The sequence below is a fragment of the Enterobacter adelaidei genome, from assembly GCF_041937165.1.
Classification (GTDB): Bacteria; Pseudomonadota; Gammaproteobacteria; order Enterobacterales; family Enterobacteriaceae; genus Enterobacter; species Enterobacter adelaidei.
This window is the reverse complement of sequence record NZ_CP154354.1, coordinates 163,202-188,909: the sequence shown is the minus strand read 5'-3', so window position 1 is coordinate 188,909 and position 25,708 is coordinate 163,202. Positions and strand designations below refer to the sequence as shown.

Below are 25,708 nucleotides of genomic sequence, written 5' to 3'. Positions count from 1 at the left end.
AGTTCGATTTATTCAACAAAGCCGATAGACTTTCCTCCGACTGAAACAACAGGATGATTGAGCCCATGCTTCGATACGAGTTAACGCCGAACAATGCAGGTTTTATACTGTGGGGAGATTCAGAAGCCCTGAATGAATTACATGAACTCATTCATTACATCGTGGATGAAAGCCCACTGATTAAAGTTAAAGACGGATTTATGTTATCCCTTGCCTATGATATTCGTAAAGCACGGGAAGGTAATCGTCGTGTTGAGCAACATCAGTATGATCAACATGATACATATAAGCTTTATGGTGTTGAGCTTTTATGGCCTCTGGTCCTGGTACAGTCCTCAATACTCAGAAACTCAATGGGTTATATTCAGACAGACAAAAACCAGCTGTCTGTCATGTATGCCTTTGAATACCTGATAGAATCAGCATTAACAGAGTCTGAGAGAACAACGTCGAATGATATTATGCTAACAGTAAAATATGCATCAGACTCTGATTTTAATTTCATTGAGGATAATATTGACAGCAGGTGCTGCTATTTTATCAGCCTATCTCCGGAGCAAAGAAAAAAGCAGTTAATCAGTATTGTTCGTTCTTTTCATTCATTATGGGGTAAGTATGCCCGTGAAAAGCAGGACATAAAGATGCTGAACGAAATGAATAATACATCATGGGTCTGGCCGGACAATATCAACTGGTGAGCAACCACTGTCCGGCCAGTGAGTACCATCAGCGGGCTCTTTTACCAAAAATGTCCTCTGAACGTGACTGAAGCTGTTTGAGTGCTTCGAGCATGTCATCATTATCCAGTGAGCGCTGGGATTTCTTCCCTTCCTGCTTTGGCCGTCGTCGGGAAGGGCCATCTCCAGCGGGAATTGACTGAGAGCGCGTGTTATCCCGCTTGCTCTGCACCAGACTGATAAACTCCAGGGTTCGGCCAAGACGCTTGTTATCGACAATCGCGCCCTGGTCGATTTCTGACAGTCGGTCGTAGGTAGAGTAGGGAAGTAGCGTACCGTTCAGGCGCAGCTCTTTTCTGCCATCAGGATAGTGATACACATCGATATATTTACCTATTGCACGGCGACTCAGTTCGCTGTCTTCAATCAGGTACAACATTTTATCATATTGTATCGTCAACGATTTTGAGACTTTACGTTTTTCACGAACAGTGAAAATAAGCCCCAGGTCCTCATCATGTTCTACAGCACGGTGTACGTCAAAATCATGTCGCGGTACTTTGCCAAAACGGCGGTTATAGTCAGCCATATAGGCCTCAGCGAAGTCATTTGCAGCCTCCATTGAACAAATGCCCTGTAACCGCAGCTCTTTGACCAGACGATCCTGTAAAGTGAGGTGAGCTCGTTCTACACGCCCTTTGGCGGGACTGGTTTCTGCACAGATAGTCTGGATGTTCAGTTCATGCATGGCTCGCCCAAACTGAGTATGCCCGTCTCCGCCTGTGGCGTGTTTATTGTTAACACGAAAAACACCGGCTTTATCGCTGTACAGTGCCAGCGGTTTACCATGCTTATCGATATAGCGCCGCGTGGCTTCGAAGTAAGAAAACGTGGACTCCGATTTAACAAACAACAGTTCCATCAGTTTGCTGGTTGCATCATCAACATAGACCAGCGCGGTGCAGGCCGGGCCACGGCCTTCAAACCAGTCGTGATCACAGCCATCTATTTGTATCAGCTCACCAGTACACGGACGCCGGTACCGTGGTTGAGGGATCCTTGCGGCACGTTGTTTACGGGGAACCCATAAGCCAGCCCGCACCATGATGCGCCGGACAGTTTCTTTGCCAAGAAACAGTCCGTGGAGTTCTTCGAGCTTTTCACGCGCCAGAGTCGGACCGAAATCAGCATAACGCGTCTTGATCAGTTCCAGAGCCTGATCTGCGAGCCCGGGTGGCAACTGGCGGTTACCACGCATGCCACATCGTCTGCTGGCCATACCAAGCGGTCCGCCTTCACGGTAACGGGCAAGAAGTCTGCGGCATTGCCTGTCGCTGATACCGAGGTGCTCGGCCGCACGGCGCGTTGTGATGCGACGTTCAATGACGTCCTGTATAATCTTGATCCGGTTGATCTCTTTCAAAGTAAACACTCCTGAGCTTTCTGCGCTCATGATATGCCTCCCGGTAGTTTAAACGGACCAGTGAAGCTTACCATAGCGCGGACATCTGAATTGAGCCACAGGCGGACATTACTATTGAGCCATTACAACTTAAGTGCGCATAATCAGGATTATGTAAGATCAGCGTTAAGTAGTCGATTTATTTGAAAGTGACGTCGTCTTTAAGTTAAAATCACCTATAATCAATACCTACTGGAGCAGCTCATGGCTGACACCTACCTCCCCCCGGGCTTTAAAAAATGCAAATCATGTCAGCAAGTTAAACCCTTTGAACAGTTTGGAAAAGAGCTCAAGGGCAAGTTTGGCCTCAAGAGTAAATGCCGAGCGTGTATTAGCGAGAAAAACAAAACGTACGCAGCAGGCCCAGGGGCCGAAGTAAAGACGCAAAATAATAGGACCTACCAGGCAGAAAACAAGACTGAGCTCGCGGAGAAAATGCGCGTTAAGCGTGCGAAAGAAAAATTTGGTGATCGCTATAATTCCTACCTCGCTTCTTTAGAGTCCATGAAAAAACTCAAATAATGTAATCGCCAACGGAGGAATAATGAATGTACATCTGAAATATGATACGATAAAGCACTATCACTTTGATTGGCTAACGCCTGCTGGCGACTATCCTAATTCAGCGGTTATGCTCGTAGGTTTCCGTGATGGGCGCTGGATTATTGTTCAAGAGTTCGGAAATGATTATAGCTGCTTCGAGGGCGTTCTGAAGAATGGTGATGATCTTAATACGGAGCCTAAATTCTATTCCGACTTAGAAAGCGTAGCGGTTGCTGCTTTTGGCATGATGAAGCAGATATATCCCCAGTACCAAGATAGCACGTTAGAAGAATTCCTCGCTGGATAAAATATTCTAGAAACCAAACTCGCCTTATTCGAAGGAAACTGACTATGTATAGAAAGGTTTTAGCTCTTTCAGCCTTACTGATTTCTGCTTGTTCCACCGATAATCCTCATAAACAAAGTATGCACCACAATGATTTTGAGCTTTCGGACTCAGCTGTAAAAATTCAAATCAAGTCTGGAAATAAGACAATCTCCGGCTCAGGTACTTGGATCGATGAACAACATATTCTTACAGCTTCACATTTATGGCTTGATGCAAGCAAGGATTATAGTCTAAGTATAATAACAAGGAATGGGAGCCAACCAGCAACAGTTATCAATATTGATGATCCTAAGAACCGGGACCTCGCTCTTTTAAAAGTAGAAAAAAATACTATTGTCAAAGCCCCACCTAATTGGAAGCTTCCAGTATGTGATAATGTTCTAGCTCCAGGTGAGTCTGTTTGGGTTCTATCGGGAATGTATAATACGCTTTCAAATACGTATGCTTCCCCCGACTCAACCTACTATTATAAAGGAATAGTTGGTTCTGATGGTTTGACTGCTTTTTATCAAAATGGAGTTAGTGGAAGCGCTGTGTTAAACCAATCTAAGAGTTGCTTATATGGTGTTGTGAGTCAACAAGACATTAAAAAGATCAATGTCTATCAGATATATATTACGAAGATTACTACAAATGAAATTATACGCGGATTCATAGGTTATAAAAATAATTAAATGAGCGTAATCTTACAACAGGCAATTCCGACGTTATCTGCGTTGGTCTACCTATCTGAACCTTTAAAAGGAACGTCTATCATGTATAAACTTTTACCCGCAATACTAGTCTTTCTTTCGGTGTTCCTTGGACTAATCGCTCTACTCAGTGCTATCAAAAATGGTTCTGATGAATTGGCGGTATTCCTCATTACACTTTCGGCGTGGTTCGCTGCTTTAAGTAAGTTTTATTCACTTAAACTGTATAAAAATAGTTAGCCTGTGAATCCAAATACAGTTGACAAGTATCCAGCACTGCCCCCGTGATTTATTCAGGTTAGAAGCATTCCCGGAGTGCAGGCTGGGATTAGAAAAGTTACTTTTCTTACGATGTACCAACCAATAGGGCACGACTTATCGTAATGCCTAATTACATATTACCTGTTTAAGTCGATCTAATAATTTCATTGGAGCAGACATGTCCCCGGAATTGGTATCAGGCATTGCACGAGTGGCGCATGAAAAGCTACTTTCAGTTTTGACGGAGTGCGGCACAAAGAAGACGAAAGGCACATGCCTTTTTGCAAGCTATCTTGTATGTTATTTAGCAAAAACTAAAGGTCTAGATGCTGTTGTTCGTGGGGGTAACGGTGCAGATGATGGCGGTATATTTACAGAGAGTGGTGGCTTTGGCCATTATTGGTGTGAATTGAACTTCGAAGAAGTGCAATATTATATTGACATCACTTCCGAGCAGTTTGGGTTTCATCCATACATAGTGAAACGCGTCAACGATATAACAGGATGGCCACGATATATTCCTGGTGATCAGGAAACGGTCGATAGTCATTTAGAACAATTATTACGCGACGGCTATACAGAATAGGCTGCGTATACACTATCGCAGCCTTTCAGGCTCTTAACCCTTGTGACCAGTTAACGGAACCACTCAGGATGACGCTGCCGATCAACGTTGATAACCTGCGAATTAAATTCAACGACATCCGCTGGAGTAAGCATTAATTCATCAGGATTTACAATAAATGGTCTTAAAACCACTTCGCCACCGTCTTCTTTTGCACCGTAGATATTAATAAGAAAGTGCAGTCGTTGATTTCCGTCAGCATTGCGTTGCCATTCTCTAAAAGTCAAAGTCTGTTTAATATAGTTTGTTAAAAGAAATGCGAATTCAGATTCTTCCGTTTGTGAGATACCGTTTTTGTTAGACATTTTTTTTAGTATCTTTCCGAGCATGGATACACAGGCATCTAGGGAAGGTGCGAATAAGCAGGTCATTTCTTCCCAAGCTGACTCGCTGATTAAAATTTCGCGGATCTGGGCCGATTTTTTTCCCGCAAACACATCGAATCAGCCTATTTAGGCTATTTTTTCCACCATTTCTGGCGTTATTTCCGGTTTTTACTGAGATCTCTCCCACTGACGTATCATTTGGTCCACCCGAAACAGGTTGGCCAGGGTGAATAACATCGCCAGTTGGTTATCGTTTTTCAGCAGCCCCTTGTATCTGGCTTTCACGAAGCCGAACTGCCGCTTGATGATGCGAAACGGGTGCTCCACCTTGGCACGGATGCTGGCTTTCATGTATTCGATGTTGATGGCCGTTTTGTTCTTGCGCGGATGCTGCTTCAAGGTTTTTACCTTGCCGGGACGCTCGGCGATCAGCCAGTCCACATCCACCTCGGCCAGCTCCTCGCGCTGTGGCGCTCCTTGGTAGCCGGCATCGGCTGAGACAAATTGCTCCTCTCCATGAAGCAGATTACCCAGCTGATTGAGGTCATGCTCGTTGGCCGCGGTGGTGACTAGGCTGTGGGTCAGGCCACTCTTGGCATCGACACCAATGTGGGCCTTCATGCCAAAGTGCCACTGATTGCCTTTCTTGGTCTGATGCATCTCCGGATCGCGTTGCTGCTCTTTGTTCTTGCTAGAGCTGGGTGCCTCAATGATGGTGGCATCCACCAAAGTGCCTTGGGTCATCATGACGCCTGCTTCGGCCAGCCAGCGATTGATGGTCTTGAACAATTGACGGGCCAGTTGATGCTGCTCGAGCAGGTGGCGGAAATTCATGATGGTGGTGCGATCCGGCAGGGCGCTATCCAGGGATAATCGGGCAAACAGGCGCATGGAGGCGATTTCGTACAGGGCATCTTCCATGGCACCGTCGCTCAGGTTGTACCAATGCTGCATGCAGTGAATACGCAGCATGGTCTCCAGCGGATAGGGCCGTCGGCCATTGCCCGCCTTGGGATAAAACGGCTCGATGACAGCGGTCATATTCTGCCATGGCAGAATCTGCTCCATGCGGGAGAGGAAAATCTCTTTTCGGGTCTGACGGCGCTTAGTGCTGAATTCACTATCGGCGAAGGTGAGTTAATGGCTCATGATGTCCCTCTGGGATGCGCTCCGGATGAATATGATGATCTCATATCAGGAACTTGTTCGCACCTTCCCTAGACTTAACGATGTTAAAATTTTGGTTGTATTAAAATCCTCCTGCGAAAGTGAAATCATCCATGTATTATCTTTATGATAGTCGGTGATATAAATAAAATGAGATGTAAAAGGCGTTGAGTGATTGAACTCTCCTAGGTAATGACTCCAACTTATTGATAGTGTTTTATGTTCAGATAATGCCCGATGACTTTGTCATGCAGCTCCACCGATTTTGAGAACGACAGCGACTTCCGTCCCAGCCGTGCCAGGTGCTGCCTCAGATTCAGGTTATGCCGCTCAATTCGCTGCGTATATCGCTTGCTGATTACGTGCAGCTTTCCCTTCAGGCGGGATTCATACAGCGGCCAGCCATCCGTCATCCATATCACCACGTCAAAGGGTGACAGCAGGCTCATAAGACGCCCCAGCGTCGCCATCGTGCGTTCACCGAATACGTGCGCAACAACCGTCTTCCGGAGCCTGTCATACGCGTAAAACAGCCAGCGCTGGCGCGATTTAGCCCCGACGTATCCCCACTGTTCGTCCATTTCCGCGCAGACGATGACGTCACTGCCCGGCTGTATGCGCGAGGTTACCGACTGCGGCCTGAGTTTTTTAAATGGCGGAAAATCGTGTTGAGGCCAACGCCCATAATGCGGGCGGTTGCCCGGCATCCAACGCCATTCATGGCCATATCAATGATTTTCTGGTGCGTACCGGGTTGAGAAGCGGTGTAAGTGAACTGCAGTTGCCATGTTTTACGGCAGTGAGAGCAGAGATAGCGCTGATGTCCGGCAGTGCTTTTGCCGTTACGCACCACCCCGTCAGTAGCTGAACAGGAGGGACAGCTGATAGAAACAGAAGCCACTGGAGCACCTCAAAAACACCATCATACACTAAATCAGTAAGTTGGCAGCATCACCACCTCGCTGAACCTTGCCATATAAGCATCGTACTCAGCCTGGTCTTCAGGAGATAAAAAATTTGGTGGGAGGAGCATCAGAATCCTTTCATCCTAGCTTGTATACCTTCTTCGTAGGCCAGCTCGCCATTATCGGTAAAAGATGGTTTTTGATGTTTATGATAAAGCTTAATTTTTCGTCAGGCTTGATAGCGTTACCGGAGAGATTTGATCTTTTCTCTTCAACTCGCAATACTGTTTATACATACAGTACAAGAATTCGAGTGTAGCTATGTCTGTTATCCTTGAGCACATTAGCAACAAGCCTTACGAAATGGCACCTTTTTTCAGTGATTTACTAAGCTGTGGAGTGATGAGTCCGTGCGCCGGGCATGAAGATAATGAATTAAATTTGCATGAATATGTAGTCCGCAACCGCCCCTCAACCTTCTTTGTCAGGGCGGCGGGCCTCAGTATGATCAATGCCGGTATCAATGATGGAGCAATACTGGTTGTGGATCGGTCTTTAACAGCACGACACGGCTCTATCGTCGTTGCGCTGGTGGATGGAGAGTTTACGGTAAAGATCTTACACACGTATCCTGAGCTGCTTTTGATGCCTTCTAATCCAGCCTATAAGCCGATACGTGTAAATCCTGAATCCCTTGAGATATGGGGCGTCGTCACCTTTGCACTGAATCAGTTCAGCCATGTACATGCACGTTGATATTAACGGAGCCTATGCGGCATTTGAGTGTGCGATGGATCCCAAGCTGTCAAAAAAGCCGCTCATCATAGCCAGCAATAACGATTCGTCCGTCATTGCAATGAATAAACTGGCTAAAAGCGTTGGTATTAAGCGTGGGACCCCAATTTTTAAGTGCAGGGATTTGATTCAGCAACACCGGATCGAAGTCCGGAGCTCTAACTTTACTTTGTATGAAGACTACTCAAATCGCTTCCATGAAACGCTGGAAAGCTTCGCGCCTCAATCGAGTCGATATAGCATAGATGAAAATTTCATGTTATTGAAAAACATGAACAAGATAATAGATTATGAAGATTACGGCCGGTTGATCAGAAGTACACTTCTTCATAATCTGTCCCTTACCTGTGGTGTGGGTTGTTCAAGCACCAAAACCCTCGCTAAATTATGCACCTATGCGAGCAAACGATGGGCAGCTACAGGCGGGGTTGTAGTTTTGACTGATCAGGCCAGGATCAGGAAGCTCCTGAGCCTGATCAGTACCAGAGAAATATGGGGTATTGGTCGAAAGATTAGTGAACGCCTGTCGGCTTTCGGGATCATCACTGCCGGTGATTTTTATAATAGCGACGTTCGCTTTTTACGTAAAAGCTTTGGCGTTGAAATCGAGCGTACCTGGCGGGAACTGCATGGCGAACCATGTTTCCGGCTGCACGAGTCTCCTCCTGTCAGGCAACAGATTATCGTTTCCAGAAGTTTTGGTCAGCGCCTTAATGAGATAGGCAAGCTACATGAGGCAGTTTCATTTTTTACCGCCCGGGCGGCAGAGCAGCTGCGCAAGGATGGCTCGTGGACCCGTCAAATCACAGTCTTCATTCAGAGTAGCAATTATGCGCAAGGTGAAAACCGCTACAGCAATTGTGGTATCGAGCCGCTTACCGCTACACAGGACACCCGCGATCTGGTTGATGCAGCCATGACCATCCTGAACCGCATTTACAGACCCGGGATAGCGTATGCGAAAGCAGGGGTAATGCTCTCCGCTATGACTGACGGCACAGAGCAACTCAGCCTGTTTGATACTCGCCCGGCCAGGCCTGGCAGTCAGGCACTGATGAAAGTTATGGACCGGTTCAATAAAGAAAAGCGCGGAGCTCTGTTTTTACTGGGGGAAGGCATTCAACAGGATTTTCGTATGAAGCAGGCCATGCTATCACCGAGATATACGACCCGCTGGGATGAATTACTCGTTGTAAAAGCGTAGCGGCCATGACCGGCATGGCCGTACTCATCAAATGTGAAAGTAACTTTAGGCCCCGCGAGCTTTTTCGATTGCGCCCTGCAAAGTTGCTGCGTCCATAGCCCCGGGGATAAATGTGGTAGTCGCCGCATTCGGCTTTTTCATATTCATAATGATGAAACCGGGTGTGCCGGTGATCCCGAGCGCTTCGCCCAGCTGCATATTGCCGGAGATCACGTTTTCATACCGGTTTTTTTCCCTGTCAGAAAACGTGCTGTTAAACCCTGACTTTTCCACCACAGTATTAAAGTCAGTGAGTTCGAATTTGCGTTGAGAGGTCATGAAGGTATGAGCCACAGCCATCAGGTTGTTGTGGTACTTACGATAGGCTTCAGCACCGAAATTCTGATAGACGTGCAGACCCGTAGCGGCCCCCATGGCAGATACAGGTTTTGAACCGGCAAAAATCGGGAATTCTTTAAAGAAGAATTTTACATCTTTGCTCTGATTCATTACCGATTCAACAACAGGTGTAACCCGCATGCAGTAAATACACTGATAGTCGAAGAACTCGATTACCGCGACGTCGGCGTCATCAGGGCCGATGTTTGGCGTCTCCTTGGTATCCAGCAGAGCTGGCGCATATGGAATTATTCGTTCCACTGAGGCACTCACGTTCTGATTTTCCAGCGCCTTACCTGCTTCCACTAAATAATGGGGATTTTTTACCAGGTAAGTAGCGGCAATTTTGCCAATTTCTTCCTCACTGAGCACCTTCGGTTTAAAATAAGTTGCCGTGATTAACGCCGAGGCAGCGGTAGCAATAACCGCAGAAATTAAAATCGTGGCCATCGGTTTTAAATAAAATTCTTTAGACATAGCTACCTTTATGCTTTTCAGCCTGTTAGTTATTAACCTGCGATGGATTATACTGGCCCGGTAAATCGGAATTATTCGTGAAACAATGCTTTTTGGAGATTAAAGGATGATTAGGCAGGGCTTTATACTCACAACCGCAATGCTTTTGAGTGGATGCGGATATCATTTCGCAAACCAGGTAGATGCGTACGATCTAATGCCTCGTCCTGTTACAAATAAAAGGTTTCAGATAGTCCCTCCGGACGAAAGTATTCAGTCCAGAATGTTTTCAGGCCGTTTTGCTGATGGATTAGCAAAAAAAGGAGTCATTATTTCCACTCACCAGCCAGATTATGTGCTCAGGTTCCGAATCAGCAGCTCACAGGAGAACATGCAGTATAGCGAGCAGCTTCTTACTGGGGTGACAGGCTACGTTGTAGATAAAAAGACAACGAGAACTGACAAGCATGGCGAATTGCATACTGACTATGACTACAAGCCAGTCGATGGGGTAATAGGCACTGAGACGATGTCGCAGATGCACTATATGCGACAGCTGGATGTCGAGGTATACCCGTCAGCGAAAGGAGCAAAGCAGGTTCTGAAAGTGAGTATGCAAAGCAATGCACCTGTGCCGTCAGACAGCATTGCTTATTCAGCAATGATCGACGCCTTTACTGATAAATTTGATGCGCCGCTGCGTTCCGGAAATTATGTTGCAGTGATCCCCTGGAACTGAAAGCAGACGGCGGGAAGAGAATGTTCAAAAGTGACTTTTGGACACGCACATTAACGTGGCTATCGCCCTCCCCCATTAAAATCATAAAGTCGGTAAAGATCGCCCATCGTGATGGAATTGGGCTTATTAATGAACAGATACTGTAACTGTTCTTTATGTTGAGTACTGGCAGCTGCATTCATAAGCACTTCCAGGTAGAACTTGTAGCCTATGCTTCGCTCTGAATACATATACTGGAACTGCATCAGTAAAATGCCTGACATAACATACAACAGCAGCAGACTGAGTAATACAGTGCTATCAGGCTGTTCCAGTGCCATACTGACATACCCTGAACCCAGAATGCACAGAAGCCACCCCGTCATTAGAGCAGGCACCCTACGACTCAGACGTTTATAACAACGTTTTATTACGGGATCCCGGAGATACTTTTTGTCAGGTATCCCCGTTGCTCTGATGACGAAGCTACTGAGTATCGACATCTTTTTTCCTTCTGGACGCTCTCAGTCAATAAATCAGGCCAGGCGCTCATTGAAAGCTACCACGAGCTGCGAATCGGGATTTTTTACCAGTTCGGGCCGGATAACTTTTAGTTGCCTCGTTGGGGCGAGCTCATCTGTAGGCCTGATGGTGGTATTACCCGGCCCCTTGCGGGTACTGTCGGTGTTTACCTTGAGCTTTTTATTTCCCAGGTAGCTTTCCATCTTTTTAGAGATGGTGTCACCTGTGGTCGCAACACCAGAGAGTTCCTTTAGATGTTCACCTTTATCCATTTGTACCGATGACATCAGAAATCCGATTCCGGGATCGTTTTCCGTTCCACAGGCTCCGTACTGACATTGTGCAGCGAAAACGGGCTGTACACCTACAGCAACCAGCATTAACGTACTCAGTAAAGTAGATTTCATACACACCTCTTACAGTCGGAAAAGTTACTTTTGCGCAGCGCCCATTTGGGTCACCAGGTTTTCCGGGCTCAGCCACCCCGTAAATAACTGCGGTTTGCCGCTTAGTGTCACCATGGTAGGAGTACCTTGCAGCGGGATTGTTGAGGCCACCTGGAAATGCGATTTGATAATGTTTAAGCAAGCCTCATCAGGACGTCCTTCCGGGATAGTTGAAACCGGATTCATCGCTGCATCCAGAGCTTCGTTTGGCTTTGCTGAACACCAGATTTTGGCCATGTTCCCGGCTACTACCGAGTTCAGTCCTGCACGTGGGAATGCAAGAAACTTAATCGAAATACCGGCATCAAGATAAGACTTCAGATCATGATGCAGTTTTTGGCAGTATCCACAGGTTATATCGGTAAAGATAGCAAGCCGGTATTTTTCGTTTGGTGATTTGTAGTCGATGGATTTTGTTTTGGATGCGAATTCCCGGACGCCCATTAAAATGGCCTGCTCAGTGGTGTTTACCACATCTTTACCTTTCACGTGGAATAAGCTTCCGGTAAAAATGTAATCTCCGTCTTTGCTCACGTAACTTACCCCCTCCCTGGAAATCACCGTAAAAATATCTTTTACTGGCGAGGGTTCGACGTGCTCGATTGAAAGCCCAATGGCTTTGAGCTTATCCCGGGCTGCATCTGGCAGTACCATTGTATTAACCGGCTCGGCATTCATCGTGAAGGCGGTACTTAATGAAAGAAGTAATACCGATGCCTTAATAATTTTTTTCATTTCCGCTCCTTAAATCGAGCACTAATATTATCACGCCCCAAAATTCCAGAATTTTGCTTAAACGCTTAAATCAACGGGTAAAGCCGAAAGAAAGTCGATAGATATATGGGAGAATAGATAAAACGTAGATTCAGTGGAGAAATCGTTGTGTTTACACCACCAGCAGATGATGTGAAACCTATTCCCGTTCCTGATGAGATTTACACTCAGTGCATTACGGATGCCGCCCGCTACTTCGGAATTGATGCTGAACTGGTTTTTACGTTGTTTGACAATGAAGGCGGTAAGGTTGGTACTTTCAGCAGGAATACTAACGGCACTTATGATATTGGCCCAATGCAGATCAACTCATCCAATCTACCTGAAATAAAAAAGCATTTCCCGACGGTAACGTGGCGGGTTCTGGCTTACGATGCTTGCGCAAGTTTCTGGGTTGGAACATGGTGGCTCTATAGAAAAATTGTTGATCGCAAGGGCAATGTGTTTGAAGGGATTGCAGATTACAACAGCAAAACCCCAAAGGTACGTGCAAAGTACATATTTAACTTCATGGTAAAGTACAATCGCCGGATCCAGCAGCGTAACGGGATGGGTGAGCTTTATCAATGGACCCAGCAACCTCCTCGATACAATGGCCATATAGCTAAAAATGTCCCGGAGCAAAACCCGACTCCTGTTGTTAAATAAATACAACCCGATATTACAGAAGATCATCGAGTGGCTTGGGTAAACCACCACAAATATTTCACACTGACTCAGGAGTAATATATTGTCTTCTTCTGCAAGAAATTTATTTAAGATTCTCTCTTCTTTCTTGATCCAGAAAAACCCTCATCATGAAGAAGTATGTGTTCATGAAGAAACAACAGCTGGTTTATGGGCCCCTCTCCCTGATTCGCATGTCGTGCTTTTCTTAGATTTCGATGGGGTTTGCCACAGGTGTAAAAATGAAACCTTTGAGCGAATGCCACTGTTAGAGAAATTGCTGGATAACTGCCCTGCCATGGTGATTGTTATCTCCAGCTCATGGCGTGAGTGCGCTAATACAAGTTATCTGAAATCTCTGTTCCGGGTGCCTTATAGAGACAAAATCATAGGTGCAACCGGTTCGGTATATTTAAAACACGGACAGACTGGTGTGCGGGCTGCCGAGTGTGAGGACTTTGTCTTTTCACATCGAGTTAAAGCATTTATCTGCCTTGATGACGACGAATCATTATTTCCGGCCGGTTATCCGCATTTGCACAAAACCGATTATTACACGGGCCTCACCGAATCTGACCTTGCAGCTCTTAACGCAAGGTACCATCAGCTCATGGGACGCTGATGAACAAAGTAACTTTCCTTTTACCCTGTCACTGCTGATCTCGTACGCCCATCCACTTTAGGATTGATTGTTTTATACCATACGCAATAATGTCTCATATGAATTCGACAAGAAAGGGACATTATGCTGCATCACTGTCAGGCTAAGTCACTGGATGACATATACCTTGAGGATATTCCCCACATCATACATCCGGCCACGGCGGTACATGACCTCGAAGATACCGCCCTGCCAAACCGGATTATTCAGGAATGGAATTTACCGCAGGGATATACACAGTTTGTCAGCCGGTATCACCAGTTCCACCATCAACGCCCCTGGCTCGCTTACCGCGATACGCTTGACGACATCAGATACGGTAAGATCGTTCTGCTTAGAAAAGACATAACCGGCAATGCCGGGCCGGGGGTTATATCAAATGGCAACCTACGCAATGACCTGCCCCTGTCCCTCTTTACCCGTCTGCGCGATATCATCTCTCGTCAGTTGAAACGCCCGGGGTATTACGTTCGATCAACGACACCAGCACAGCACGCCCAATCAACAAAAACCATTAATTCCAAAGCGGCTGGTCGTCTTCTCGCAGCTGGCGGGCTTTATAATGGAAATGTGGAGGGATTTCGACATACGGCTGAACAACTTGGCGGCGAAGCTGTTGAAGGCTATGACCAGGTATTGAACGAAACAACTTCAGGTATGCTGGTTGCAGCGGCTTCACTTCTGGTTATCCGAAATCCAAGGTCTGCGGATGAATTGACAAGTTATCTCGGCAAGTACAAAAAAGCACACGTTTTGCTCGATGATATGAATGTTAGCGAATTGAACTACATGCGCCGAGACAGAGCTGAATATTTAGCTCTCCGTGGACAATTCAACAATACTGTACGCCCTAACTTCCTTAAATCACTTTCAGACCACCCAGATGCCCTGGCTACGTTTGAACCTAACGATTTGATGAAACTTGCAACAGGCAAGGTCCCCTCTGGGTGGCAGGTTCACCACAAGATCCCTCTTGATGATGGTGGCACAAACGCTATAGACAACCTGGTACTTATTCAGAATTCACCATACCATTCAGCACTGTCGAAAGCACAATCCATCATTACGAAGGATCTACCGTATAATTCAAGCACCAAAGTTCTATGGCCATCGCCGAACGGTGTTATCTACCCGGTAGGAAAGTAAGAGGCGCTCATGAAAGATTTAACTCAACTACTCAGCAGCTTAAAGAGGTTGATGGTTGCAGATCACTACCCTTTAGCCAGCCCGGTAGCCCCGGAAGTCTTGAAAGACTTAATCTGCAATCCGCCTCCAGTGGAGTGGGCAGATCACAAAAAGAGCGCCTATATAGATATACAGAAACTCATTAAAACCAGGCTTGATTATGCCCAAGTGTTTAATGCTATGGATGGTTTTGAGTACAACGGACTTACGTTTTATAACCTTGTTCAGGCAGAGAACGAAAATCTATTGTGGTCAAATATTTACATACGCAACTTTGAAGCACGAGACAATGAAATCTACGTTGACCCAAATCTCACTGATAAGGTGTTAATCGGAGAAGATGGCATGTCACTTTTCGCTTATAGTTTTGCAGACGACTGCTTTCAGATAAGAGACAAAGCATCTACTGATTATGTTATTGAATCTCATACAGAGTTTGATAGATTTTTGTCTTCACTGATTCAAACCGTCAGTTGAATGTTCCGCAAGAGCGGTACTTCTGAAAAAAAGGCCGCAAACACATACTTTGCGGCCTTAATTGTTTAGCAGTAATTTACAATCTATTGATAGTCATTTCAGGAGGTTATATTCAACCTCCCTTATTTTTTATTTTCATTAAGCCACTGATCCGCTTTATCGACACGTGACTGGTAAGGCTCATTTGTGTTGCTCAGCTCTGACTTCATGTACTGAATGAATTCATCTGCTTTCTGAGGCCCAAAGCGTGGGTCATCCGTCAATTGCTGCCGGATAGCCCTTTCAGAGTTCTGCGCTGCATTCGCATAAGTCGAAACGCCGTCGCTGCTAATACTCTGATACCGGTCACTTACAGCTGCGACGCCATCAGACATCTGCATGTGATTAAGGACTTTACCCTGGAGAGAATCAGGCATATTTGCAGGGTTAGAGGCATCATTTGCTATCGATGTCTGGGTTTGAAGGATGCCCGCTCCCGTAAGCATCTCATTTACCGGTTTCGCCCCAACGCTGGTTAGCGTATCCGAAACAAATTGCTGGCCCCCGAGTAGCGCACCAGAAATCGCGCCCCGCTCAGTGTTGGCCTCTATCTTTTCCCCAACCAAGCGATCTGTGACGGTCTGAGTGCGGTTACCAACGAGACCACCGCCCGACCCACCTTCTCCCAGGTTTGCCCGTACGACTGACTCAAGTGAACCATCAGCTCTGTTATGAGTGTTGAAACTGCTATGGATGCTCTTAACGTCATTCATACTCCAGTTAACGTTATAGTTACCCAGTTCATTAAGGATCTTCTGGGTATCCGCTTTGAGCTGCTCTCTTTCGGCACCGGTAGCCATGGTGCTGGCACCATAGGTAAAGACAGCTTGCTGTGCCAATTCAGCTCGCTTATCGTCCCGGCTTAAGTTCGGGTTGTTGGCAACACGACTAAAGTAGTTATCAGTGTTATTAGATAAGCCACGAACTTGCCCGCTCTGATACATACTGTTCAAAGCAGTGGCTCGTTGATCCATTCCATCACCAACCACCCGACCTCCAACCTTTTCCAGATCGTTAAATGTGCCTTCTGCATTTCTGACATCCTGACCCGAATTGACGACTTTCTCTACACCCTGATTATTCAGTACAGGTCCATTCTTTTCGAGAGAATTAAGCACATTCCTTTCTTCATCAGAATAAGTGCGGCCCACGTTGTTGTTATGTATTCCCTGAATATCGCCTTTGCCCGCGTTATCAAGGTTATACGGAGTAAAGCCAGCTTCACTTTTTCCAGGGACATGCTGTGTCGCGTCCTGAGCGTTGGAGGAAAGACCGAGTTTAGCCTGCGAATCTACACTTCCACCCAGTTCCCCTACGCGTGACGCACTCATCACGCCAGACGTATTTACGCTGTCAGGAGTTCTATCCTGTGCCTGAGTGATAGTATTAATTCCTGACCCGTCACCTGAAATTCTGTCGAGCTGATTGGTGATAGGTAGCAGCTGCTGTGCATTACCACCGAAGTCGGAAACCAGACTTTTAAGCAGGCTGGAGGTTTCACGGAGATCCTGTTTATTACTTTCGGCCGTCTCTCCCCGGGCGGTATCAATCGCAATTTTTTGCTCACTGAAATCTCGGGTTGCAGCCACAAGCGCGTCAGTACGTTGAAGCTGCGATCCAAGCTGATTACTGGCCTTGAAGGTATCGTTATAGGAGTTGAATTTCTCCATAAACGCATTCTCATCCAGCCCATTCTTACGAGCAAAATTCCTTACATCATCATCACTGAAGTTTTTGTTGCGAATAGAATCGGAGAACCTGTCCAGGTTAATGCTTTGTTTAGAATCAAGGCTCATTCCACTATTGGAGCTTGCGTTAGTCGAAACCGATGTAGAAATATTTTGCGCCATCGTCTGTGTCGCCTGGTTCATTTTCGACGATGCTTCTTTAAACGCATTAGTATTGGATATCTGATCGCTGCTTACCTGAGACGCCGCTTTACTGAACTGGTCAGTTAACGCAGAATCCTGGCTAAGCTGATTCGTGATTGCTTTTGAAAGGTCATTTGAAAGCGAGTCACTGCCTGTATTGGTCTTAGATGCACCGCTACTCAATTGCCCTGCTACAGCCGCTTTCAGCCCGGCTCCATTGCCAGTTCCAACACCTCCATTAAGCCCAGCGTTGAGAATAACATTTGAAGCAATGCTGGCCATCTGAGACGCACTCACCCCATGTTTCGTTGCAATACCTTCTGCTACAGAGGCACCAATCTTATCCGAGATCTGCTTCATTGTTTGCAGGTTGGTTGAGAACTGCTGGCTCGACTGTCCTGACCTTCCAATTTCGCTCATCTGACTGTAACCAGCCTGGAATGAATTACTTGCCGCACTCATAACTGATGAGGTTACAGCTGATCCTTGTCCCTGGCTGTTAGCGATACTTGAACCAGCATTCCACATTCCAAGACGGAAATTACTTGAATCAACTGCGCCGCCATCGCTGTATCCCTGACCGGTACTGGTTAAGGCGGTTCGTGTCACGTCACCAAATGAAGATTTACCGCTGTTAGGGCCATCCCATACTTTGGGCGTTACATGACCAGTATCCACCGGCGCATCGGGGGTCACTCCCTTAACCGCATTCATCATCGGGTGAATCGACTGTGTCATCAGGAATAATGTGAGTACCGGAATCAGAGCATAGAGGGCGGAAGCAACAGACAGGTATGAACTGTATGTTTCCGCAAGCCCTGGGAGTCCCATCCACGTGACGGCATTATTCTGGCTGTTGAGGGTGCTCCAGGTATCCAAGTCGGCCGTCGCGACTTTCTTCACATACGCGTTGACCATTACTGCCGTAAGCGGCCACATATTCACGAAGAGGATAAGTTGCAAATATTTCGCCGCAGCGGCAACACCATTACCACCTAACGCCAGCAGCATAAGCAAAGCAAATGGAGCAACCATATAAGCAAACATTTCAAGGAATGCGATTGCTGCTCCCGACAGTTGTAACCACAACTGGCCCTGTGAAGCCATTGTGTTGGTTCGCTTCAGAGAAGCCTCAAACAACTGCATATCGGAAGCCAGACCGAGTGGGGTCTTATATTTGCTTGCGCCATTTCTGAGCTCATTCATAATGAACAGGTTCAGGGTGGCGTCATACGAACCAATAGCCTTACCGTACATACCATTTGCTGACGCCATAACATCAGTAAAGCTTGCGCCGGTAGGTGCACCATTTGCTTCGTCTGGAGTAAGGATGCCGTTTGTCTGTCCTATAAGGGAAATAGTCTGGCGAGCTTCAGCTGTACTGGTAACCTGTTTCACAGTTGACCAGACCTCATCACACGTACCAGATTTTGAACCGTTAGCGCCAACAATACTGGCAGAGGCATTCTTCAGTGCGCCTTTCATCGCCTGATTAATCCGGTCCATGCTATCTGCCAGATTAGCTGAGAAAATATCGTTAAAAATAGTTTCTTTACCGGCAATATTTGCGCTTGAGTTTTGGGTAGCCTTCAGGCAGTTGTATGCAAGAGACTGAACGGTAGCACATACGTTCATTGGCCCTAGCCCGCTGGCCGGTTCAGGAAATGCGGAACAGTAGCCCTGGCTATCGCCGCCCCATTGCAAAAACTTCACGAATCGGATCATCGGACCGAGGGTGATGTCATCGTCCAGAGTTGTTGCAGACAGGTCCACCGGAGAAAGCGGATCAAACGCTGTTTTATAATCCTTCAGCAAACCCTGGCTTAAGTTAGTGGTGACGGTTGCCATCGCAGCAATAAAAATTGGAATTCCGTCGACGTTTCTGACCTCTCCCGACTTTACAGATTCAATAGTTACATCCACTCGAACCATTGCCATCATGAAAAGGATCAACCCCAAAAACCAGGAGAAAAACGGTAATTCATTTTTGGTCGGAGCCTGAAGCCATAGCCACGTTTTATAGAATAGGCTCACACCTGCTACAACGGCGGCCGTGGTCAGGAACTCTTTTACACCAGTATATTGAGAAAAGATCAGGGCAATACCGGTAAAAGCCGACCAGACAAAATCAATATCACCCAGGGTATATATGTTGTAATCCATGTCAGACCTCAGTTACGTGTGCCACGAATACTTTCAGTGAAAGCCTTCCGTTGCAGGCGACGGTTATCCCAGGTTGAAATGACGTCCGAGCTGGTACCGACCTGGCTGTGCGATAGCTCATAGGCGGCTTTAACCTGTTTTGAGAGATTGTCTGTTAATCGGTTGAGATCATCCCTTTTACCCGACAGCGACTCACTCGGTATGCTCATGGTTGAAATTTTGGCCTCAACCTGGCGCAACATGTTGATTACGAGGCTCGTCGCAGCAATAGTGCTGATGTCCTGAATGTATGCGTACCCTTCCGGTGCTTCGAATGTTTGCAAAGAGTCGATAATGGTCGGGATGCCGATATAGGAGATAATGCGTAATTCATCATCTGAAACACGAACGTCGTTGATGATTTTTTTCTGTACGTTTAAAAGAAGATCAGAAATGGTATCCTTCAATCCCTTAAAACCACCGTCATTAACTTCTGACATGACAAGGCACTGAGCCTTTCGTGGGGATGATGGATCTGGTGCCGGAGAACACTTGAGCATTTTAATTGATCCGCCAGCTGGTGGCCCCATGATGTAATCCGTGACAGTCATGGTAGACGGGCGGACTTCCATTCCCGCTTTTTCGCCTTTGCTATCCCAGTTGATAATGACAGTACCTACGAGAGACATAAGTTGTTCTGCCAGTTTATAACCGGATAACTCCGTTACCCCTCCGATGTTCATCGTTCCCTTATCAATATCCATGAACGACATATAGAAGAGGTTACCACTGAATTTTTCAGCGAACTCTTCGGGATCCTTTGCTTTAACCTGAGAAGTGACAGCTTCAGGTGACTTTGTCATCGATGAGCCAAAATCAGGAATAAGACCATTAATCGATCCCAGAATTGAGGCTGGTCCAGAGCTAACTGAGTTAGCGAACTGGCTTGGCGTACCCACGTTTTCAGAAAGGAAAGAGTAAGTTGCATTGCATGAATCTTTCGCAAATTTATTTAGCGCTTGCAGTTTGTTTTGGATGTCATTAATCGTTGCAGCACAGTCAGCACAAATAGCTGAAACAGCAACGTTAAAAGCATAGATAGCCGCACCCTGGGCAATACCACGGGCCACCTGCACAAGCTGGTCCCCGTTGATCATGCTGAAGGACCCAAGAAAAACGTCAATACCGTTACAACCGACAGAAGCTTTTGGAAACGACATGGAAACAAGGTTGGTATTAACGTTTGTTGTTCGGTAAGACATTGACCCGCCAACTATGCCTGTACGGGTTGCTGTGGAAAAGGTGGCCGGGCTGGTAGACGTCATCATGCCATTGAAAATGTTACGCATTGCGTTGTCTGCATTTGCAGTCGGGGCTAAAATTGCAGCACAAACAGAAAGAGACAAAAGTAACTTTTTGAAGTTGAAAACGGCATTACTGCGCATAAGTGCCTCCAAAACTGCCGCCAGCATTGAGATAATTGACCGGATCGGCCGTAGGCATGTCATAGCCTTCGAGTTTTTGGTCCATTATTTTTTGAAGTAGGAATGGGTCTGATTCCATTTCGGATTTATTAACGGTAATAACGCCATCATCGCCGATGGTATATTGCCTTTTAATATCTAGAGTTGACTGGAACGAAGCGTCATCGATCAGATTCATGCCCTTCGCGGCAAGTATAATAGTGTTCTTTAATTCATCAGCGGAGATCATGCCTTCACTAATGCGCTGAGCTGATGTCCCATCCTTTGAAACCAGGAAAATTGTAGGTACCTCTCGAATTTTAAATTGATCAATAATTTGTGCGTTGGGGATGTTAAAATCCTGAAAAAGGCCATTATGCAATGGCCTTCCATCCATACTGATTGGAAGAATATCTACCGAATAATAGTTCTGCATAAATTGAAGTATTTGGCTTTCTTCGTGGCAAAACTGGCAAGTACTCTGGAAAAAGAAAAATAAACCTGACTTAGTAAAGATATCTTTCATTACCGTTTGCTGATTTTTTTCAACAACAGTGCGGTGAGCATCCAGTGCCACCTTTTCCACTGGTTGCCTGCGTTTTTCAGACATCATCGGGTTTTTAAGAAAATAATCTTTTGATTTGTCAGAAAAACGCGTACTGATATCCAGCATTAACCTTTGCGCCGTGTAATAACGTGATAGATTTTCTGCGGTAGGGTTATCCATTGCCTGCGTTAACAGTCGAGGCATATTCTCTTTTAGCCATTTTGAATTTAAATCTACCATTTCCTCTTTTGAAGGCGAGCTAGCAGCACCGGTTGGTGGCAAAACCTCTTCTTCTTCAGCTTCGCTTTTTTTAGCAGGATCGTCATACCAGAAGAAACCCTTCTTATAAGCCTGGCCAGATACAAAGGGCGTATCTTTTATTAGGGGTTGCTCAGGGCTGGCGTGGGCACCAGTAATTACCAAAGACATAAGCAAAACCATCTTTGAAGGCGCTAATGCAATACGAGTCATAGACCGTTCTCCTTTTCTGATGCGGTTATGATGGCATACAAAAAAAAGGTTAGAGCTCGTATAGCATGGTCGTTTTTATGTTGAAAAGGACGGAAAAGGAGTGCTGACTAAGAAGATAGTCTCGGTGATGGAAAGATCATCCATCTTGCACGTTGTCAAAAATCCGGTGTAACAAAAACATGGTTTTATCGAATATCTAAAAGCAAATATTGCTTTGAAAACAGGTGTATTTAGAGCTGAAAAAAATCATCACAAGTAATGCTGTTTCTATATTTCAAAAAAGGAATAGCTAAGGATCAAAGAAGCGAACTTAGACAAGAATATAAAATATATTAATTGAAAGCGATTAAGAAGTCGTCATGCATAGAAGGTTTTGAGAACCTAAGTAGTTTTACGTTTTCAACAGAAAAAAAGGTGCACATTTTTGGAACGAAGAAAAACTGAATAAAGAAAAATCAAATTATATCTTTACTTGTCAAGAGTTGATATTTAAGTTGTAACTAATATTTGATTGTAAAGCAAACAACAGAATTTGACTTAAGTCAATATTTAGATTCAGACAAGGCAAGTTTCGCGATATCTTTTTTAAATTTAATCTAATTCTTCTTGAGAATACCTCTCTATGGCTGAAGCAGTTGAAGATAATCTGCAACGTGGACAATGAGCATCATTTGTCACTGGCACAATGTATGGGCGTTTACATTTTTCGCAGGCACCTAGTTCTTCAATTTCTTTCATAGAAGTAAGGATTTCTATTATTTTATTAACTTCCGGTGCGCATACAAAGTATCCCAGATTATGAAGGACACTCATTATTCGGTTGAAGTCAATTTGCCGAAAACTCGCTTCCGGATTTATTGGATCAAAACCAAAATAGTTAACTGCGACATCAATAACAGCAGAAAAGGCTCGGCGGTTATCTGTGCGTTTGCTCCAGCCCCGGATACCTTTTTTGAGTTTTGTTTTTGCACCAGGCTCAAAATCGATATTTTCAGCAACATGATTACCGTACAAAATTCGTATTGTATTTTTATTTGCCCCAAGCGACATAGTTCTTGCTGCTCGCAATAGAGCATTAGCTTTTGTTTGATCGACCTTTGCCATATCAATAATCCTTTAACATAACTTTATTTGTTAAAGTGTTGAACACATCCTGACGGTGACTGGTGAACATAGTGTCATAACGTAATAGTTCCATCAAATCATCACTAACTTTTCCTAACCGGATGTCAGCAGACAATTCATAAGCCCAGGCAAAAACTTTCGTTTTAAGTGAAACACTCTCTTCAATATGCCCTTGTGAGAAAGCAATTGTACGTGGGAAAAGAACGACATCGTTAATTGTTTTTAACGATGAATAACCAATGTCTTTAATAGCATCAGCTGTAGTTGGTTTTAAACCAAAGAAAATACTTACAAACTCTGGTGCGAGCATTGAGATAAAGAACACCTGCATAAAGTAGTCATTCTGTATATCAACACATTTAGAACGCAACTCATGAATCTTCTTGGGATTATAGATATCCACTGTACCATTCAGAAAAGTCACTTTTTCACCGGCATCGTAAATACCATAGTCAATATCATTTGTATCATATTCACGAATTACATTGGAATCACCGTCCAAGACCGCAGAAAAAAACCTCTCCCATGTAATTTCCTTTCCGAGTGTACGCGGAACCAAAAAACTACCTGGACGTGTTTCCACTTCAAAAGCTAAATCAGCGGCTGTACTAAATCCTTTCCCAAATAGGCGACGCTGGAGAAGAGGAGTCCCAGTTTGATATGCAGAAGATCCATGCACAGGCAATAACATTAAAAATGCACGGTAACTACGAATAAGCGAAATCTCAGTGCGGAAAAGTTTACCGAGTAAGCTACGAGTTAAATTATCAGATTCTGACATGTGCTGATTGTCCTTGCGCCATTACAATTGTTCAAATCTTCAACATGGATTTTTTGTTAGGTGTTCGGTAGGGTGAAAAGTAACTTTTAGTATTTTCTTAAGGCTTGAATAAGCCTTAAATCTATCCCTTCAACCACACCGCTTACTTGTAACACTTTTTAACCAAACTAACCAGAATTTTATCAAAAATTCCTGCGCATGCTAACGAAATGTGAAGCGATTAAAAAAAAACCTAAATCCAGCCCCTCCCAACGTTGGATTAGAATAACGACGTCTTTCACTGACCGTCATAAACTGACATTTTTACTTTTCATCAACCTCATGCTTACATAGGATCACTAAACAAAGAAAAGTGACCCTATGAATGCCTCACATAGGGTCACTTATGTTTGAAAAGTGACCCTATGTAATGTCGTCATAGGGTCACTTTTTATAAAAGTGTCACTATGGACAAAGTTCCATAGGGTCATTTTTTTTGGAAAAGTGGCACTAGATATATGTATAACTTTAATAGAGCAATGCACATTATCAAAAGCAATAATCCACAATGGTCATTCTGTCAAAAGTAACTTTAGGGGGTAGCGATGGAAGTGAGGCTAAACTCGCTGTTACTGTTTCTGAAGGCCCCTCCCGAATGGGGGAAACAGCGAGTGCATTACATCTGTTCAATTCCCTCATCAAAGAGCATTCAAAAATCTTCTGTTCGTGAAAAAAAACGGAAATTTCCTCCGGTATAGTAATTTCACATCAGGAGGCGTCATGAGTAATTCAAATCTTATAAGTTCTATAGAGCTAACACGTAAAAATTTACGTGCTCAGATTGAAGGTTTGCGTGTTGAGGCTGAAGATCTCATTACAAAATACTGGATCAAGTGGAAGGAACGAAACCACCAAGAGATTAACCTTACCCGACATAGCAAAGTTCCAAAGAGGGAGTACCTGGGTTCTTACGCACCAAAAGTTGAGCTAATTGGTAATGCCAGAAAAGTAACGATCACTTGGCATCAGTTCAGCCCTTATAAAACAAGAGCGCCTAGCCACATGTCAAAACGGGTGCAACCAATGAAAAGTGGAAAATATTCTAAGAACTGTTTTGTAAACCATGCCAGCTGGGAATACGAAATGATTTCTGAAACGGAAGCATTGCTGGAGCCTTACAGAGAAATGCTTGAGCTCTATCATTCAGCATATATCGAACTTGGACGAAAAATCCGTCAATACTCAAAAACTAAGGTGGCACAATGAACGACGCAATTATCACGGACAATGAGCGTATTAACATTGAACCAAAAGATGTAATGGTAAAAGGTTCAAATAAAAAGCAAGGCGTAAACGCTCAAACTTCTACTCAACGTAGACCAGAGCACCAGGGTATGGCCAAAGTTATTATTAACCCCGGCACCCCAGACTTTAACCGGTTTTTAACTGCCAGAAATGGAGCAGTCATCAGAGGTTTTGATGATGTGAGTATCGCTATTTCCTCTCTCTTTAAAACGGTTGATGCAGTTAAACATCCTGACCTTGTTCAGGCTATTCAGGATTGGTTCAACGAGCTGCATGAAGAAAACAATAAGATGAAAGAAAATCTTGTTGCTTATATTAAGTCAATTGAGTTCGACAAGAATGACTCATTCATGTCATCAACTCAGTTTGTACCTTTCAGTTTTGAACCAGTACAACTCAACTTCAATAACCACAACACCATGAGGTTTTACAAGTACATCTTCGAGATGAACCAGCTCATGAACACAATGTATGAGTACAACTCATTGGGTTTACTGGCTGTAAGCGACTATCCGGTTATGTCTCACAACATTATAAAGAGTATTAATTTATATGTTGAGAATGTGAAAAAGACTCTGAATGTTTCTCGCCGTAAGGATGGGCCATACAGTCCAGCAGAGTTCATCACCAAAGTAATGCAATATAAAAGTGTGCAGGCATACATTGCAGCCGAAATGTCAGGCAAACGTCGATAAG

General features: G+C 44.9%; 28 protein-coding genes. 14 read left to right on the top strand and 14 right to left on the bottom strand.

Annotated elements, in window-relative coordinates; genetic code table 11:
- Positions 1-65 precede the first annotated feature (65 nt).
- Complete coding sequence (locus AAHF05_RS23485; RefSeq protein WP_001567369.1) at positions 66-698, top strand: DUF6904 family protein; 633 nt, start codon at positions 66-68, stop codon at positions 696-698.
- 28 nt (positions 699-726) lie between these two features.
- Here the strand turns inward: AAHF05_RS23485 and AAHF05_RS23480 are convergent, their stop codons facing one another.
- Positions 727-2,130 (bottom strand): ISNCY-like element ISKpn21 family transposase, encoded by a 1,404-nt coding sequence (locus tag AAHF05_RS23480; RefSeq protein ID WP_001567368.1) that lies wholly within the window; start codon positions 2,128-2,130, stop codon positions 727-729.
- Between the two features lie 213 nt (positions 2,131-2,343).
- Here AAHF05_RS23480 and AAHF05_RS23475 point away from each other — a divergent pair, with 213 nt between their 5' ends.
- From AAHF05_RS23475 to AAHF05_RS23460, 4 genes are all read left to right on the top strand, one after another.
- The gene (locus AAHF05_RS23475; protein ID WP_000785965.1) at positions 2,344-2,661 is read left to right on the top strand and encodes a hypothetical protein; all 318 of its coding nucleotides are present in this window, start codon (positions 2,344-2,346) and stop codon (positions 2,659-2,661) included.
- A 22-nt stretch (positions 2,662-2,683) separates the two neighbouring features.
- Positions 2,684-2,989 carry a hypothetical protein gene (locus AAHF05_RS23470; protein WP_001100610.1) on the top strand — a complete coding sequence of 102 codons (306 nt, stop codon included), beginning with the start codon at positions 2,684-2,686 and terminating at the stop codon, positions 2,987-2,989.
- Between the two features lie 44 nt (positions 2,990-3,033).
- Positions 3,034-3,705 (top strand): serine protease, encoded by a 672-nt coding sequence (locus AAHF05_RS23465; RefSeq protein ID WP_000285959.1) that lies wholly within the window; start codon positions 3,034-3,036, stop codon positions 3,703-3,705.
- A gap of 457 nt (positions 3,706-4,162) precedes the next feature.
- Positions 4,163-4,570, top strand: coding sequence for a hypothetical protein (locus tag AAHF05_RS23460; RefSeq protein ID WP_001371904.1), 408 nt, complete (start codon positions 4,163-4,165; stop codon positions 4,568-4,570).
- A gap of 50 nt (positions 4,571-4,620) precedes the next feature.
- Here the strand turns inward: AAHF05_RS23460 and AAHF05_RS23455 are convergent, their stop codons facing one another.
- From AAHF05_RS23455 to AAHF05_RS23440, 4 genes are all read right to left on the bottom strand, one after another.
- Positions 4,621-5,004, bottom strand: a complete 384-nt coding sequence (locus AAHF05_RS23455; RefSeq protein WP_233144839.1) for a hypothetical protein — start codon at positions 5,002-5,004, stop codon at positions 4,621-4,623.
- Entirely contained in the window at positions 4,907-5,122 is a 216-nt protein-coding gene (locus tag AAHF05_RS23450) for a hypothetical protein (RefSeq protein ID WP_122966916.1), read from the bottom strand. The genes AAHF05_RS23455 and AAHF05_RS23450 overlap by 98 nt, the downstream gene beginning before the upstream one ends.
- Entirely contained in the window at positions 5,104-6,018 is a 915-nt protein-coding gene (locus AAHF05_RS23445) for an IS5 family transposase (RefSeq protein ID WP_100185530.1), read from the bottom strand. Before AAHF05_RS23445 ends, AAHF05_RS23450 begins: the two co-directional genes overlap by 19 nt.
- Before the next feature lie 287 nt (positions 6,019-6,305).
- Positions 6,306-7,003 (bottom strand): IS1-like element IS1B family transposase gene (locus AAHF05_RS23440; RefSeq protein WP_095033700.1). Its coding sequence is split into 2 segments (ribosomal slippage): positions 6,306-6,754 and positions 6,754-7,003, totalling 699 coding nucleotides; the frame shifts between segments, so codons are not numbered across the junction.
- A gap of 325 nt (positions 7,004-7,328) precedes the next feature.
- On the opposite strand from AAHF05_RS23440, the gene umuD reads away from it, so the two are divergent.
- Both umuD and umuC read left to right on the top strand, forming a co-directional pair.
- The gene (gene umuD, locus AAHF05_RS23435; protein ID WP_000111290.1) at positions 7,329-7,763 is read left to right on the top strand and encodes a translesion error-prone DNA polymerase V autoproteolytic subunit; all 435 of its coding nucleotides are present in this window, start codon (positions 7,329-7,331) and stop codon (positions 7,761-7,763) included.
- The gene (gene umuC, locus AAHF05_RS23430; protein ID WP_001371894.1) at positions 7,753-9,006 is read left to right on the top strand and encodes a translesion error-prone DNA polymerase V subunit UmuC; all 1,254 of its coding nucleotides are present in this window, start codon (positions 7,753-7,755) and stop codon (positions 9,004-9,006) included. The genes umuD and umuC overlap by 11 nt, the downstream gene beginning before the upstream one ends.
- Positions 9,007-9,051: 45 nt before the next feature.
- On the opposite strand, the gene AAHF05_RS23425 is transcribed toward umuC, so the two are convergent.
- Positions 9,052-9,861, bottom strand: a complete 810-nt coding sequence (locus AAHF05_RS23425) for a DsbA family protein (RefSeq protein WP_000031378.1) — start codon at positions 9,859-9,861, stop codon at positions 9,052-9,054.
- Between the two features lie 262 nt (positions 9,862-10,123).
- Here AAHF05_RS23425 and AAHF05_RS23420 point away from each other — a divergent pair, with 262 nt between their 5' ends.
- On the top strand, positions 10,124-10,579 hold the full coding sequence (locus tag AAHF05_RS23420; protein WP_223230168.1) for a hypothetical protein: 456 nt from the start codon (positions 10,124-10,126) through the stop codon (positions 10,577-10,579).
- Between the two features lie 59 nt (positions 10,580-10,638).
- Here the strand turns inward: AAHF05_RS23420 and AAHF05_RS23415 are convergent, their stop codons facing one another.
- The 3 genes from AAHF05_RS23415 to AAHF05_RS23405 form a co-directional block, all read right to left on the bottom strand.
- The gene (locus tag AAHF05_RS23415) at positions 10,639-10,899 is read right to left on the bottom strand and encodes a hypothetical protein (protein WP_001439466.1); all 261 of its coding nucleotides are present in this window, start codon (positions 10,897-10,899) and stop codon (positions 10,639-10,641) included.
- Between the two features lie 195 nt (positions 10,900-11,094).
- On the bottom strand, positions 11,095-11,487 hold the full coding sequence (locus tag AAHF05_RS23410) for a hypothetical protein (RefSeq protein ID WP_000843243.1): 393 nt from the start codon (positions 11,485-11,487) through the stop codon (positions 11,095-11,097).
- Positions 11,488-11,511: 24 nt separating this feature from the next.
- Positions 11,512-12,261: a thioredoxin fold domain-containing protein gene (locus AAHF05_RS23405; protein ID WP_000720274.1), complete on the bottom strand. Its 750-nt coding sequence runs from the start codon at positions 12,259-12,261 to the stop codon at positions 11,512-11,514.
- Positions 12,262-12,408: 147 nt separating this feature from the next.
- Between AAHF05_RS23405 and AAHF05_RS23400 the strand changes: the two genes are divergently transcribed.
- From AAHF05_RS23400 to AAHF05_RS23385, 4 genes are all read left to right on the top strand, one after another.
- The gene (locus AAHF05_RS23400; RefSeq protein ID WP_000494968.1) at positions 12,409-12,948 is read left to right on the top strand and encodes a lytic transglycosylase domain-containing protein; all 540 of its coding nucleotides are present in this window, start codon (positions 12,409-12,411) and stop codon (positions 12,946-12,948) included.
- A gap of 82 nt (positions 12,949-13,030) precedes the next feature.
- On the top strand, positions 13,031-13,588 hold the full coding sequence (locus AAHF05_RS23395) for an HAD domain-containing protein (protein WP_001371950.1): 558 nt from the start codon (positions 13,031-13,033) through the stop codon (positions 13,586-13,588).
- 123 nt (positions 13,589-13,711) lie between these two features.
- Positions 13,712-14,773, top strand: coding sequence for an HNH endonuclease signature motif containing protein (locus AAHF05_RS23390; RefSeq protein WP_000902297.1), 1,062 nt, complete (start codon positions 13,712-13,714; stop codon positions 14,771-14,773).
- A gap of 9 nt (positions 14,774-14,782) precedes the next feature.
- Complete coding sequence (locus AAHF05_RS23385) at positions 14,783-15,289, top strand: YrhA family protein (RefSeq protein WP_000654195.1); 507 nt, start codon at positions 14,783-14,785, stop codon at positions 15,287-15,289.
- 122 nt (positions 15,290-15,411) lie between these two features.
- Here AAHF05_RS23385 and AAHF05_RS23380 read toward each other — a convergent pair whose 3' ends face one another.
- From AAHF05_RS23380 to AAHF05_RS23360, 5 genes are all read right to left on the bottom strand, one after another.
- A complete protein-coding gene (locus AAHF05_RS23380) occupies positions 15,412-19,362 on the bottom strand; it encodes a conjugal transfer protein TraG N-terminal domain-containing protein (RefSeq protein WP_000386160.1) in 3,951 nt (1,316 codons plus the stop codon).
- An 8-nt stretch (positions 19,363-19,370) separates the two neighbouring features.
- A complete protein-coding gene (trhH, locus tag AAHF05_RS23375; protein WP_001257292.1) occupies positions 19,371-20,786 on the bottom strand; it encodes an IncHI-type conjugal transfer protein TrhH in 1,416 nt (471 codons plus the stop codon).
- Positions 20,776-21,822, bottom strand: coding sequence for a thioredoxin family protein (locus AAHF05_RS23370; protein WP_000196727.1), 1,047 nt, complete (start codon positions 21,820-21,822; stop codon positions 20,776-20,778). The genes trhH and AAHF05_RS23370 overlap by 11 nt, the downstream gene beginning before the upstream one ends.
- A gap of 591 nt (positions 21,823-22,413) precedes the next feature.
- Entirely contained in the window at positions 22,414-22,926 is a 513-nt protein-coding gene (locus AAHF05_RS23365) for a hypothetical protein (protein WP_001140952.1), read from the bottom strand.
- 1 nt (position 22,927) lies between these two features.
- Positions 22,928-23,728, bottom strand: coding sequence for a hypothetical protein (locus AAHF05_RS23360; RefSeq protein ID WP_000004208.1), 801 nt, complete (start codon positions 23,726-23,728; stop codon positions 22,928-22,930).
- Between the two features lie 759 nt (positions 23,729-24,487).
- Here AAHF05_RS23360 and mobI point away from each other — a divergent pair.
- Both mobI and AAHF05_RS23350 read left to right on the top strand, forming a co-directional pair.
- Complete coding sequence (mobI, locus tag AAHF05_RS23355; RefSeq protein WP_000071885.1) at positions 24,488-24,973, top strand: conjugative transfer protein MobI(A/C); 486 nt, start codon at positions 24,488-24,490, stop codon at positions 24,971-24,973.
- A complete protein-coding gene (locus AAHF05_RS23350; protein WP_033487927.1) occupies positions 24,970-25,707 on the top strand; it encodes a hypothetical protein in 738 nt (245 codons plus the stop codon). Before mobI ends, AAHF05_RS23350 begins: the two co-directional genes overlap by 4 nt.
- The last annotated feature ends 1 nt before the right edge of the window (position 25,708 follow it).